At 71.5% G+C, this 13275-nt stretch carries 11 protein-coding genes; 7 read left to right on the top strand and 4 right to left on the bottom strand.

Going from position 1 to position 13275, the window contains the following annotated elements; translation table 11 throughout:
- Positions 1-23 precede the first annotated feature (23 nt).
- Genes G3I71_RS10670 through G3I71_RS10655 form a run of 4 tightly spaced genes read left to right on the top strand, consistent with a single transcriptional unit; the run spans position 24 to position 4000 of the window.
- Positions 24-1169: an LLM class flavin-dependent oxidoreductase gene (locus tag G3I71_RS10670; protein ID WP_164313713.1), complete on the top strand. Its 1146-nt coding sequence runs from the start codon at positions 24-26 to the stop codon at positions 1167-1169.
- Complete coding sequence (locus tag G3I71_RS10665) at positions 1166-1777, top strand: FMN reductase (RefSeq protein WP_164313712.1); 612 nt, start codon at positions 1166-1168, stop codon at positions 1775-1777. Before G3I71_RS10670 ends, G3I71_RS10665 begins: the two co-directional genes overlap by 4 nt.
- Before the next feature lie 54 nt (positions 1778-1831).
- Positions 1832-2569 carry a response regulator transcription factor gene (locus G3I71_RS10660; protein ID WP_164313779.1) on the top strand — a complete coding sequence of 246 codons (738 nt, stop codon included), beginning with the start codon at positions 1832-1834 and terminating at the stop codon, positions 2567-2569.
- Positions 2570-4000 (top strand): HAMP domain-containing sensor histidine kinase, encoded by a 1431-nt coding sequence (locus G3I71_RS10655; RefSeq protein ID WP_164313711.1) that lies wholly within the window; start codon positions 2570-2572, stop codon positions 3998-4000. It begins immediately after the preceding gene.
- 47 nt (positions 4001-4047) lie between these two features.
- Here G3I71_RS10655 and G3I71_RS10650 read toward each other — a convergent pair whose 3' ends face one another.
- The 3 genes from G3I71_RS10650 to G3I71_RS10640 form a co-directional block, all read right to left on the bottom strand.
- On the bottom strand, positions 4048-4650 hold the full coding sequence (locus G3I71_RS10650) for a DUF305 domain-containing protein (protein ID WP_164313710.1): 603 nt from the start codon (positions 4648-4650) through the stop codon (positions 4048-4050).
- Between the two features lie 51 nt (positions 4651-4701).
- Entirely contained in the window at positions 4702-5124 is a 423-nt protein-coding gene (locus tag G3I71_RS10645; RefSeq protein WP_343242908.1) for a DUF6153 family protein, read from the bottom strand.
- 106 nt (positions 5125-5230) lie between these two features.
- Positions 5231-6613 (bottom strand): histidine-type phosphatase, encoded by a 1383-nt coding sequence (locus tag G3I71_RS10640; protein WP_164313709.1) that lies wholly within the window; start codon positions 6611-6613, stop codon positions 5231-5233.
- 179 nt (positions 6614-6792) lie between these two features.
- Here G3I71_RS10640 and nagZ point away from each other — a divergent pair, with 179 nt between their 5' ends.
- On the top strand, positions 6793-8319 hold the full coding sequence (gene nagZ, locus G3I71_RS10635; RefSeq protein ID WP_203729835.1) for a beta-N-acetylhexosaminidase: 1527 nt from the start codon (positions 6793-6795) through the stop codon (positions 8317-8319).
- A gap of 70 nt (positions 8320-8389) precedes the next feature.
- Here the strand turns inward: nagZ and G3I71_RS10630 are convergent, their stop codons facing one another.
- Positions 8390-9655, bottom strand: a complete 1266-nt coding sequence (locus G3I71_RS10630) for a cellulase family glycosylhydrolase (protein WP_164313707.1) — start codon at positions 9653-9655, stop codon at positions 8390-8392.
- A gap of 84 nt (positions 9656-9739) precedes the next feature.
- Between G3I71_RS10630 and G3I71_RS10625 the strand changes: the two genes are divergently transcribed.
- A complete protein-coding gene (locus G3I71_RS10625; RefSeq protein ID WP_164313706.1) occupies positions 9740-10927 on the top strand; it encodes an N-acetylglucosamine kinase in 1188 nt (395 codons plus the stop codon).
- A 2-nt stretch (positions 10928-10929) separates the two neighbouring features.
- Positions 10930-13227: a glycoside hydrolase family 3 N-terminal domain-containing protein gene (locus G3I71_RS10620; RefSeq protein ID WP_164313777.1), complete on the top strand. Its 2298-nt coding sequence runs from the start codon at positions 10930-10932 to the stop codon at positions 13225-13227.
- The last annotated feature ends 48 nt before the right edge of the window (positions 13228-13275 follow it).

The following is a 13275-nucleotide window of genomic DNA, read 5'->3' as shown; positions in this document are numbered from 1 at the left end:
AACAACCTGGAGGATGAGCGACCATGCAGTTCGGGATCTTCAGCGTCGGCGACGTCACACCGGACCCGACCACGGGACGGACGCCGACCGAACGCGAGCGCATCAAGGCCATGGTCGCCATCGCGCTCAAGGCCGAGGAGGTCGGGCTTGATGTGTTCGCCACGGGTGAGCACCACAATCCGCCGTTCGTGCCCTCGTCCCCGACCACGATGCTCGGCTACATCGCCGCGCGGACCGAGAAGCTGATCCTCTCCACCTCCACCACCCTCATCACCACCAACGACCCGGTGAAGATCGCGGAGGACTTCGCGATGCTCCAGCACCTGGCCGACGGGCGCGTGGACCTGATGATGGGGCGCGGCAACACCGGCCCGGTGTACCCGTGGTTCGGGCAGGACATCCGCGAGGGCATCAACCTCGCCGTCGAGAACTACGCCCTGCTGCGCCGCCTGTGGCGCGAGGACGTCGTGAACTGGGAGGGGAAGTTCCGGACGCCGTTGCAGGGGTTCACGTCGACACCCCGGCCCCTGGACGACGTACCGCCGTTCGTCTGGCACGGCTCCATCCGCTCGCCCGAGATCGCCGAGCAGGCGGCCTACTACGGCGACGGCTTCTTCCACAACAACATCTTCTGGCCGGCCGACCACACCAAGCGGATGATCGACCTGTACCGGTCCCGGTACGCCCACTACGGGCACGGCACGGCCGAGCAGGCCATCGTGGGCCTGGGCGGCCATGTGTTCATGCGGAAGAACTCGCAGGACGCGGTACGGGAGTTCCGGCCGTACTTCGACGAGGCGCCGGTGTACGGGCACGGGCCCTCCCTGGAGGACTTCACCGACCAGACCCCGCTGACCGTCGGGTCGCCGCAGGAGGTCATCGAGAAGACGCTTGCCTTCCGGGAGTACGCCGGTGACTACCAGCGCCAGCTGTTCCTGGTCGACCACGCGGGGCTGCCGCTGAAGACGGTGCTGGAGCAGCTCGACATGCTCGGCGAGGAGGTCGTGCCGGTGCTGCGGGCGGAGTTCGCCAAGGGGCGGGCTGCCGATGTGCCGGACGCGCCCACGCACGCTTCTCTGCTGGCCGCCGCGCAGCAGGAGCAGCAGGGCCAGAAGGACCAGCAGAACCAGCAGAACCAGAAGGACCAGAAGGAAGAGGCCGGGGTATGAAGCTCGTCGTTGTCTCGGCGGGGCTGAGTGTTCCGTCGTCCACCCGGCTGCTGGCCGACCGGCTGGCCGCCGCCGTTGACCGGAAGTCGGACGCCGGAATTCAGGTCGACATTCAGGTCGTGGAGCTGCGCGAGCTGGCCGTGGAGATCGCGCACAACTTCACCAACGGGTTTCCGGGGCGGAAGCTGGCGGACGCGCTGGACGCGGTGACGCGGGCGGACGGGCTGATCGTCGTCACCCCGGTGTTCTCGGCCTCGTACAGCGGCCTGTTCAAGTCGTTCTTCGACGTGCTGGAGAAGGACGCGCTGGCGGGGAAGCCGGTGCTGGTCGCCGCGACCGGTGGCTCGGCCCGGCATTCGCTGGTGCTGGAGCACGCGATGCGGCCGCTGTTCGCGTATCTGCGGGCCGTGGTCGTGCCGACGGCCGTGTACGCGGCCTCGGAGGACTGGGGTGCGGAGGGGCTCGCGGAGCGGGTGGAGCGGGCGGCGGGGGAGTTGACGGCTCTGATGTCGGGGCTGTCCGCTCAGCGGCGGCCGGTACCGAAGCCCGCGTCGGGCGGGTTCGAGGTGGTTCCGTTCGAGCAGCAACTGGGTGCCCTGCGGGCGTGACGGTGAGAGGCGAGTAAGAGCCTCCCTTGGCACACTGGGCGGGTGCCCCAAACCGTGCTGCTCGCCGAGGACGACCGTGCCATCCGCCATGCCCTGGAGCGGGCCCTGACCCTGGAGGGCTACCGGGTCACCGCGGTCGCCGACGGCGTCGAGGCGCTCGCCCAGGCGCATCGCACGCCGCCGGACATTCTCGTGCTGGACGTGATGATGCCCGGCATCGACGGGCTCCAGGTGTGCCGGGTGCTGCGCGCCGAGGGGGACCGTACGCCGATCCTGATGCTCACCGCGCTGGTGGAGACCGCCGACCGGATCGCTGGCCTGGACGCGGGCGCCGACGACTACGTCGTCAAGCCGTTCGACGTCGAGGAGGTCTTCGCCCGGCTCCGGGCCCTGCTGCGGCGCACCGGCCCCGGCGAGCAGCGTCCTGCCAGGGGCGCCGCCCCCGTGGGCCTGTCCACGTCCCCCGCACTGAAGGAACCCGCTGTTCCCGAGCGGCAGCTCACCGCCGCCGGGCTGCGGATGGATCTCCAGGCGCGGCGGGTGTGGCGCGGGACGCGGGAGCTGGAGCTGACCCGGACCGAGTTCGAACTGCTGGAACTGCTCGTGCGCAACGCCGGGATCGTCCTCGACCACTCCACGATCTACGACCGTATCTGGGGCTACGACTTCGGCCCGGGGTCCAAGAACCTTGCCGTGTACGTCGGTTACCTGCGCCGCAAGCTCGACGAGCCGGGCGCGTCGCAGCTGATCCACACGGTGCGAGGCGTGGGTTACGTCCTCCGGGAGGACTGAGTGGCCCTGCGGAGGGGCGGGCTGGCCTCGCTGCGGACCACCTTCGCCGTGTCGTTCGCCGCGGTCGCCGCCGGGGTGACCGTGCTGGTCGGGTTCCTGTCGTACGACGCCGCCGCGCGGCTGGTCCGGGTGGACCAGCAGTCCGCCTTCGCCGAGGTCGTGCAGGACCTCCAGGACGAGGTGCGGAACAACACGATGACGCCGCAGGACTTCTCGTCGTCCGAGCCGGGTCACGACATCGTCCGGCCCAGCCGTACCGATGTGCAGGTGCTCGGGCCGGCGGGTGAGGTGGTCGACAGCGGGAGTCCGGCGCTGCCCGTCACCGCCGCCGACCGCCGGATCGCCGTCTCCCCGGTCGCCGGGCTGGCCGTGCAGCACAAGGACGTCGCCGTCGGCCAGGACGTCTACCGCATCGCGACCGTCTCCCTGGGCGGCGAGCGAGACGCGGGGCGGGGGGCGGTGCAGGTCGCGCAGGAGTTCAGCGACACGGAGGACCTGCTCCGGGAGCTGCAGCAGCGGACGATCCTGATGATGGCCGCGGTCGTCGTCGCGGCCGGCCTGTTCGGGTGGTGGCTGGCCCGGCGGATCACGCACCGGCTGCGCATCCTCGCCTCGGCCGCCGAGGACGTCGCCCGTACCCGCCGGCTCGGCATCCAGGTGCCGGTGACCGGGTCCGACGAGGTGGGACGCCTGGGCCGGTCCTTCGACCGTATGCTCGGCCGGCTCGCCCAGTCGGAGGAGGACCAGCGCCGCCTGGTCCAGGACGCGGGGCACGAGCTGCGTACCCCGCTCACCTCCCTGCGTACGAACATCTCGCTGCTGCGCCGTATCGACGAACTGCCGCCCGCGACGAGGGAGGACCTGGTCGACGACCTTGCCATCGAGGCGCGTGAACTCACCGATCTGGTCAACGAGTTGGTGGACCTGGCGGCCGGGCAGTCGGACACCGAGCCCAAGCAGCGGATCGATATCGCCGACATCGCGGACGAGGTCGCGGTGGTGGCCCGGCGGCGTACCGGGCGGGACGTCGTCGTCCGGGTGAGCGGCGAGACGGCCGCCGACGCCCGCCCGGCCGCGCTCCAGCGCGCGATCTCCAACCTGGTCGAGAACGCCTCGAAGTTCGACCGGGGCGGCACGACACCGATCGAGATCGCGGTCACCGGGCCGGAGCGGGCCCGACAGGGCGGGGGCGGGCGGCAGGGCGCGATCCGGGTCGAGGTGCTCGACCGGGGGCCCGGGGTCGCCGAGGGTGACCTGATGCGCCTGTTCGACCGCTTCTACCGTGCCGCCGACGCCCGTAGCCTGCCGGGTTCGGGCCTCGGGTTGTCGATCGTCCGCGAGGTGGCCATCGCGCACGGCGGGGCGTCCTTCGCGAACCGGCGGGACGGGGGCGGGGCGGTCATCGGGTTCACGGTGGGTGGGCAGGGGTGAGCCGACCGGCCCGGTAGCGGCTGGTCGGCTCACCCCTGGCGGTGGTGTCAGTTCCTGCCGAGGAGCTTGTTCATCTCGGTGATCTCGGCGTTCTGGGTGCGGATGACGTCGTCGGCCATGGAGGTGGCCGGGCCGTACTCGCCCTTGGCCTTCTCGGTGGTGGCCATCCGCACGGCGCCCCTGTGGTGCTCGATCATCATGGTCAGGAAGTTCTTGTCGAACTCCTTGCCGGTGGCGGCGTGATCCATGCCGGGCATCGATTCCGTCCCTTCCATGGAGTCCATGGAGTCCATACCGGGCATCGACTCGGTCGACGTCGGGACGTCCTTGCCCCAGGTCTTCAGCCACCCCGTCATGGTCGCGATCTCCGGCGCCTGCGCCTTCTCGATGCGCGCGGCGAGGGACTTGACCTCGGCCGACGAGGCCTCACCGGCCGCCTCTTCCGCCATCTCCAGGGCGCCCTTGTGGTGGGGGATCATGCCCTGCGCGAAGGTGACGTCCTGGGCGTTGTGGTCCTCGGCCCTGGCGCCACTGCTGGTGTTGTCGGTGCTGGTGCCGCTGTTGCCGTCGTCGCTGCCGCACGCGGCGAGCGTGACGGCGAGCGCGGCAGTGGCGGCCATGACGACGAGGGTCCTACGGGTTTTGCGCATGCTGGAACTCCTGCTGTGGGGAGGGGAATTGAGGCGAGGTGGAGGTCGCCTCTAGATCCGCAGGAGTTGGAGTTCGGCGAGGGACGGTGGCGCGCGGGCGCCCTCGGGGGACCGGGGCAGCGAGCGGTCGGCTCGGGCTGCCAGGACCGAGGGGCCGGCCGGGTCGGGCGTGAGCGCGGCGAACGTGTGCCCCGCCGGGACGGCGCCGGACGCGCAGGTCGCGTCGGCGTGCTGGGCGTGGCCGCCGTGCGAGTCCATGCCGTGGCAGACGAACTCGTCGGACGGCCCGCCCCGCATGCTCATCGGCTGAGCCTGGTGGCCGTGGTGGGCGGCGTCCGTCATCCCGGCGGACATGCCGCCCGGCCCGAGGCCGTGCATCGCGAGGACGCCGGCCAGCAGCCCGAGCACGACGAACGCACGCGACCACCAGGACGGTGGGTACGTGCGCTGCTGTCGCTGTGCGCGGGCTGTCACTCGGCCATGTTAGCCCGGCGTACGTATACGGATACGGGGTACCCCTATATTCTCGCCGCGCGTCGGGTGTCGGGTGTCGCGCGCCGGGTGTCGGTTAGGTCGTACGTCAGGAAGTACGGCCGAAGCAGCGCTCCAGCTCATCGAGGTCGTAGAACTTGCTGCCCTTGGACACCGGTCGGCAGCCGGCCTTGAAGGCGGTCTCCTTCTCGTTGTAGAGCATCCGTACGAGGGTGGTGTCGCCCTTGTGGAACACGTCCCACTGGATGTTCGATGCCATCGGCGCCACCGCCGCGCCCCGCCACGCGTTGTCGCCGTACGTGTACGGCCGCTCGGCGCTCACCCCGTTCGTACTGCCCGGCAGGCCCATCAGCGCGGCCAGCGGGATGATCTCCTCGGCGTGCGTGAAGCGCAGTTCGGCGCCGAGGGTGTTGGTGCCCGCGGTGCTGTTCTGAGCGGTCTCGGCCTTCTTGAAGAAGTCGTCGAGCAGGACGTTCGCCATCTTGTACGTGATGTCGCTGTCGGCGAAGCCGGGACCCTTCTCGTAGAAGTCCTCGGCGTCGCTCAGGTATCCGAACCAGGCGGCATCGCGCTGCGAGATGTACCGGTCCATGTGCCAGCCCTTGCCGCCGGGGCTCTCGTCGCTCATGGCCGGCGCGATCCCGTACAGGTTGTAGACCGCCTCGGCCGCGTCCACCGCGCTGCCGGCGGTGCTCGCGAACTCGCCGTCGACGATGCGCTGCACGAAGCCGCGCTTGAAGATCTTCCGCAGTACGTCCGACGCCGCGCGGTGGGTCGTCGGCTGGTCGGTGATCGAGGTGAGGGTGGTGGCGAGACGCTGGTCGTTCGCGATGTAGTCGCGGTAGGCGGCGCCACCGGCGGCCTTGTGGAAGTAGAGCAGGTCCTTGTCGGTGCGGCCCGCGCCGATGAGCGGCCCCAGTGCCGGGTCGGTGGCCGCGAGGGTGTCCGCGAAGAGCCGGCCGCTGTCGACGGCGCGGCCCTGTCCGGAGCTGACGACGTCGATCTTCTCGCCGTTCTTCGCGATGTCGGCGAAGAGGCCCGGCAGCCGCTTCTCCATCCGTACGGCGGTACCGGCGATCTCGCTCTTACCGCGCCCGCTGAGGTTGCCGTAGCCGACCTTGGCCATGGCGGCGAGCAGGGCCCGCACCTTCGGCCCGAACTCCTCACCGCGCGCGGTGAGTTGCCCCTCGCTCTCGGCCTGGTCCCACAGCTTGAGGATCAGGTCGCCGTCCGAGCTGTCGGTCGCGGCCCGGGAGCCGTGCCGGGAGACGTTCTCCGTGAACACCGGGGCGAAGCCCTTCGGGGGCTGCTGGTAGCTCCGCAGGCTCTGCTGGGGGGCGTACGAGGCCTTGGTGCCGTAGCTGTCGGCGGAGACGGATCCAGCGGTGGAACGGTCCGCCGCGTGGGCGGGGAGTGCGGTGGCCAGCAGGGCGCACAGGGGTGCGGCGAGGGCGAGGGCGGTGCGGTTCATGGGCGCATCGTCGGTGGCGCGGATGAACCCGGGGTGGCCGTGGAATGGCGCATGCGGGGCGTATGGGGCATGTGTGCTGTGAGATTCTGGTTGTTTGATTCACCTTGTGCTGAAGTTTTGGTGACTTCTATCATCCAAGTGTCTGCCAAGTATCTGCCCGCGAACCCAGAGGCCCTCCGATGAAGTCGATGCAGCAGCAGCCCCAGCCCCACCTGCCCCTCGACCTGCCCGTCGACCTCGACGAAGCCGTCCACCGGTGCCTCGTCGCCGGTTTCGACGGCACCACCGGCGTCCCGGACACCCTCAAGCGGCTCATCGAGCGCGGCCTCGGCGGAGTGATCCTCTTCACCCGCAACGTGCGCGACGCGGATCAGGTCCGCCGCCTCACCGACGAGCTGCGCGCCCTGCGCCCCGATCTCCTCGTCGCCATCGACAACGAGGGCGGCGGCATCGGCCACCTCGTCGCCGCGGGCGCGCCCGAGGTGCCCGGCTCGTACGCCCTCGGCGTCGTCGACGACCCGGACCTCACCGCCCGCTGCGCCGACGCCCTCGCCGGTCACCTCGCCTCGCTGGGCATCACCGTCTCGTACGCCCCCGTGGCCGACCTCCAGCACCACCCCGACAACCCGATCGTCCGTACCCGCTCCTTCGGCGCCGATCCGGAACTCGCCGCCCGTCACCTCCGCGCCTGGATCACGGCCACCGAGGCACGCGGCGTCGCCTCCTGCGCCAAGCACTTCCCCGGCCACGGCGGCACGGTGACCGACAGCCACCACGAGATGGCGGTCGACCCGCGGTCGTACGACGAGATCCGCGCCGATGTCGAACCGTTCCGGGCCGCTGTGGCGGCGGGCGTGCCGATGCTGATGAGCGCGCACGTGGTGTATCCGGCGCTGGATCCTGAGCGGCCCGCGACCCTCAGCCGCCGCATCCTGGGCGATCTGCTCCGCCAGGACCTCGGTTTCGACGGGGTCCTGGTCAGTGACGCCCTGGAGATGAAGGCGATAGCCGACCGGTACGGCGAGGCGGCCGGCGCCCGGCTCGCCCTGGCCGCGGGCGCCGACCAGGTGATCGTGGCCGTACCGGACCTGGCGACCACCCTGGCCTGCCGGGACGCGGTGATCGACGCGCTGCGGGACGGCATGCTCGCGGAGGAGCGGGTACGTGAGGCCGCCGGGCGGGTGCGGAAGCTGGCGGAGCGGTATGCGGGCGCGGCGGAGGAGGGCGCGGTCGCGCCGTGGGACGCGGATGCGGGGCTCGATGCGGCTCGGCGGGCGGTGCGGGGCACTCTGCGGGGTGCGCGGGCCGGTGGGTTCACGGCGGCGCCCGGTGCGTATGTCGTCGACCTGTTTCCGCCGCCGCATCCCGCGCTGAACTGGGGTGGCGAGGATCTGCTGAGCGAGGTGCGGGCGCTGGATCCCACGGCTGCGGGCATGGTGCTGAACGAGGCTCCGGTGGATCCGGCGGCTCTGGCCGAGGGGATTCTGCGGTGGGCTGTCGGGGTGCCGCTGGTGGTCGCCACGTCGGATGCCGGGTTGTCTCCGTGGCAGGGGGAGCTGCGGGCGGCGCTGGCGGCCGGGCGGGGGGACGCGTTGCTGGTGGACACCGGGTTGCCGGACAGCGAGGGCGCGTTGTGTTCGTACGGGCGCGGGCGGGTCAACCTGCGGGCGCTGGCCGAGGTGTTGGTGGGACGCGCCGCCGTCTGAGGCTGTTGCTGTTCTTTTCGGTACCGGCGCCGGTACCGAAAAGAACAGCAACAGCCTCAGCGCGTTCCTCTCAGAGGTCCCGGACGGTCTCCTTGATGCCCCGCGCCGTCAGGTAGGTCTCGTCCTCGGCGCGGTCCGCCAGTACCACCGCCGGGCGCGTGCCCTCCGCCCGCAGCCGCATCCACGCCTCGAAGTACGCGCCTCCCGGTCCCGAAATCGAACGGGTCCCCGGTGTGCAGTCGAGCACCAGAGCGGTCGTACGGGGCTCGGCCGGGCGGGGATCGGCGCGCAGCTCGGCGACCGTCTCCGCGAGGGCCTCGGCGATGGGTTTCGGGTGGCCCGTGGAGTCGAACAGGCCGAGGGTGTACTCCAGTTCGGGGAAGTCGGCCAGGGAACGGTCGACGTCGTGGGAGCACCACCAGGTGACCCCGTACAGGTTGGCGCACTCGACGGCGTTGCGTACGGTCGCGCGGGCGAAGCCTGGGGCGTCGGCCGCCGGGATGTGCGGCTCGGGGGCGCCGGTCTCCTGGACCCAGACGGGCCGGGCGGGGTCCACGGCGTACGCCGTGGCCAACTCCACGCCGTACTCCGCGAGATGCTGGACCTGCGGGGAGCGGGGGCCGTAGCGGCGGGCGCAGTCGGCCGAGAACACCCAGGGGTGGACGGTCGTCAGGTCGCCCTTGCGGGCCGAGGCCTCCGGGGTGAAGGGGTGGTCGTCGCTGTACCAGGCGGCGTCGTACGCGGAGTGCGTCACCAGCCCCGCCGTGCCTGCCGTGTCCGCCGGGCCCAGTCCGTCCCGCGCGGCGGCCAGGAGGGTGTCCAGGTAGTGGTCGATGTCGGCCACGGTCACCGGGTTGTGTTCGACCAGGTTGTTGAGCTCGTTGCCGAGCTGGAGGCCCAGGAGGTTCGGCCGGCCGGCCAGGGCGCTGCCGAGGGTGCGCAGCAGGTTGGCCTGCGCCTCGATCGTCTCCGGGTCCGTGAAGACGTTGCGGTGGTGCCAGCTGCGGGTCCACTCCGGGTAGAAGTCGAAGCTGGAGAGGTGGCCCTGCACACCGTCCACCATGACGTCGAGGCCCGCCTCCGCCGCCACGTCCACGAGCTGCGCCACCTGGTCGACGGCCGACGCGCGGATCAGCGTGCGGTTCGGCTGGAGCAGCGGCCAGAGCGGGAAGATCCGTACGTGGTCCAGGCCCAGCCCGGCGATCTGGTCGAGATCCTCGCGGGCGAGGGCCGGATCGAAGTCGTACCAGGAGTGGAACCAGCCCCGGCGCGGCGTGTAGTTGACACCGAAACGAGGAGCGGGAGACGGAGAAGAGGGGGCGGGGGGTGTGCTCACGGGTCCTCCACGGACGTGCGTGACTGCGCCGGGCCGCGAGTCGGGTCTTGTCGTCTACGAATGTATGAACCACCATAGTGCGCGATGAGCAATGAATTGAACCAGGATTCGAGTCCGGATTCGGGTCGGGACTCGCGTCAGGAATCCGGCCCGGGCGAACACGGTGTTCCGGCGGCCGGCGCCCTCGTCGTCGGGGTCGACGCCGGTGGCACCCGTACGCGCGCCGTGCTGGCGTCCGCCTCCGACGGGCGCACGTTCGGTGAGGGCGTGGCCGGGCCGGGCAACGCCCTCACCGTCCCCGTACCGCAGCTCACCGAGCACCTCGTCGAGGCCCTCGCCCGGGCGGTGCCGGAGCCGGACCGCCCTCGGGTCGTCGCGGTCGCGGGCGGCTTCGCGGGTGCCGCCGGCACCGCCGACGAACCCGGCCGCGTCAACGCCCTCACCGCGCTGACGGAAGCCCTGCGCCGACTCGGCATCCGTATCCCCGCGCGCGAGATCCGGATCTGCAGCGACATCGAGGCCGCCTTCGCCGCCGCCCCGGACACCCCGGTCCCCCCTGCCGACGGGCTGGCCCTCGTCGCCGGTACGGGCGCCGTCGCGATGCGCATCACCGCCCGCCACTGCGAGAAGACGGTCGGCGGCGACGGCTGGCTCCTCGGCGACGACGGCGGCGGCTTCTGGATCGGCAGGGAAGCGGTCCGGGTCGCGCTGCGCATGGCGGACCGGCGGGGCGGCGACACGGCTCTGGCGGCGGTGGTGGGACGGGAGTTGGGGGTGCCGGTCGCGGTCCTCCCGTTCGAGGGTGAGGTATCGGCGTACGAGGGTCAGGTATCGGCGTACGAAGGCGAAGGTGGGGTATCGACTTACGACGGTGAGGGCGCCGCTCAGCAGCCCTGGACCCGTTCCGCCCGCGAGGCCTATCGCCGGTACGTCCTCCCCGCCGTCATGGCCGAACCGCCGGTCCGGCTGGCCCGGTTCGCCCCGCTGGTCGCCGGGGCGGCCCGCGCGGGGGACGCCCTCGCGCGGGCGATCCTCGACGAGGCGGCCTGTCATCTCGCCGACTGCGTACGGGCGTTGGAGCCGACGCCGGGCGAGTCGGTGGTCGCGACGGGCGGCCTGCTCGGCCCCGAAGGCCCGCTGACCGTCCCCCTGGACCGGCATCTGAGTGCCCTCGGTCTGGTGGCGCACTGGGTCCCCGACGGCAGCCGGGGCGCGGTGGCGCTGGCCCGACTCGCACAGGGTCCTACCCCGCACCTGGAGAAGAGGCAGTGACCATGACCCCGCTCTACCGCGACCCCGCCGCCCCCGTCGCCGCCCGCGTCGCCGACCTCCTGGCCCGGATGACCCTGCGCGAGAAGGTCGGCCAGGTCAACCAGCGGATGTACGGCTGGGACGCCTACCGCCGCCGTCCCGACGGCGAGTTCGAGCTGACCCGGGCCCTGTACGAGGAAACCGACCGCTTCGAGGGCCTCGGCGCCCTGTACGGACTCCTGCGCGCCGACGCCTGGTCCGGCGTCGACCACTCGACGGGCGCCGACGCGCAGGCGGGCCCGGCACTGGCGCACCTGGTCCAGCGCCACGTACTCGAACGCAGCCGCCTCGGCATCCCCGCGCTCTTCGTCGAGGAGGTACCGCACGGCCTGATGGCCCTCGACGGCACGGTTCTCCCCGTCAACCTGGCGGTGGGCGCCACCTGGGACCCTGACCTGTACGAGCGGGCGGCATCCCACGCCGCCGCCGAACTCCGCGCCCGGGGCGGCCACTTGGCCCTGGTCTCGGCGCTGGACATCGCCCGCGACCCCCGCTGGGGCCGTACGGAGGAGTGCTTCGGGGAGGACCCGTACCTTGCCGCGCGTCTGACGGAGGCGCTGGTGAGAGGCGCGCAGGGGAACGCGCGGGAGCAGGGGAAATTCTCTTCGGACAAGGCCCCGGTGGTCCTGAAGCACTTCGCCGGTCAGGGCGCGACGGTCGGCGGCCGGAACTCGGCCGAGTCGGAGCTGGGCCTCCGTGAACTCCACGAGATCCACCTCCCGGCAGCCAGGGCCGGCGTACGGGCCGGTGCCGCGGCGGTCATGGCCGCGTACAACGAGGTGGACGGCATCCCGTGCTCGGCCAACGGCCCTCTGCTGAATGGCCTGTTGCGCGACCGCTGGAGCTTCGAGGGCCTGGTCATGGCGGACGGCCTGGCGGTGGACCGCCTCGCACGCATCACCGGCGACAAGGTCTCCGCAGGCGCTCTCGCCCTCAACTCCGGTATCGACCTGAGCCTTTGGGACGAGGGCTTCACGCACCTGGCGGAGGCGGTGGAACGAGGCCTGGTGAAGGAGTCGGTGCTCGACGCGGCCGTATCCCGGGTCCTGACCCTGAAATTCCGCCTGGGCCTCTTCGAACACCCTTACACAACACCGGAGTTGCCGTCCGCCGAGGCCGGCCGTTCCCTGAGCACAGCTCTGGCGCGCTCGGCCGTCACCCTCCTCCACAACAAGGCGGGCGTCCTGCCCGTCGACCCGGCGAGGGTCTCCCGCATAGCCGTCCTCGGCCCGCACTCCGCCACCACGGCCCACCAACTCGGCGACTACACCGCCCCACAACGCCCCGGCACAGGAACCAGCGTCCTGGCCGCCCTCCGCGACCTCACCCACCAGAAGATGGAGCTCCGCTACGCCCAAGGTTGTGCCCTGACCGGCGACGACCTCTCCGGTATCCCCGAGGCGGTGGCGGCAGCGGCGGTCTCCGACCTGGCCGTACTGGTCCTGGGCGGCAGCAGTGCCCGTACCCCGGACACGGAGTTCGACGCCAACGGCGCGGCGCGCACAGCGGTGTCGGAGATGACCTGCGGCGAGGGCGTCGACCTGGCCGGCCTGCGGCTGGGCCGGGCCCAGCACACTCTGCTGGACGCGGTGACGGCGACGGGCACACCCACGGTGGTCGTCCTGATCCAGGGCCGCCCGCACGCGGTCCCGGAGGCGGCGGAACACGCCGCCGCGCTGCTCACGGCCTGGTATCCGGGCCCCTGGGGCGGCGAGGCGATCGCCGAGATCCTCCTCGGCCACACCGCCCCGACCGGCCGCCTCCCCGTCTCGGTGCCGCGCTCGGCGGCCCAACTCCCCGTCTACTACAACCACAAGGACACGGAGTACGGGTCGTACGTGGACGAGGACGCCGAGCCGCTGTACTCCTTCGGCCACGGCCTGACGTACACGACGTTCGAGTACGGCGTTCCGAACATCAGGCCGGATGGCGCCAGTTGCGGGGCCCAGGTCGAGATCGAAGTCGAGGTCGCGGTCACCAACACCGGTGAACGGGCGGGGCGTTCGGTCGCCCAGCTCTACATCCGCCCACTGCGTACGACGGTGTGGCCCCGGACCCTGGAACTCCGCGCCTTCCAGGGCGTCGACCTGGCTCCTGGTGAGTGCCGTACGGTCACGTTCTCCCTCGGCCCCGACCAACTCGCTCAGGTCGGGGCCGACTTGAGGACGGCAGTACTGCCCGGGAGCGTGGAGATCCGGGTGGCGGAGTCGGCGCGGGGGGCGTTGGGGGCTGTACCGGTCGTCCTCGACATCAAGGGCTGATCGTCATGTCCTCGACCTCGGTCGGTGCTGGACACCGTCGTGAAGGCG

Source organism: Streptomyces sp. SID12501, from assembly GCF_010550245.1.
Taxonomy (GTDB): domain Bacteria; phylum Actinomycetota; class Actinomycetes; order Streptomycetales; family Streptomycetaceae; genus Streptomyces.
This window is presented reverse-complemented; position numbering and strand designations above follow the sequence as displayed.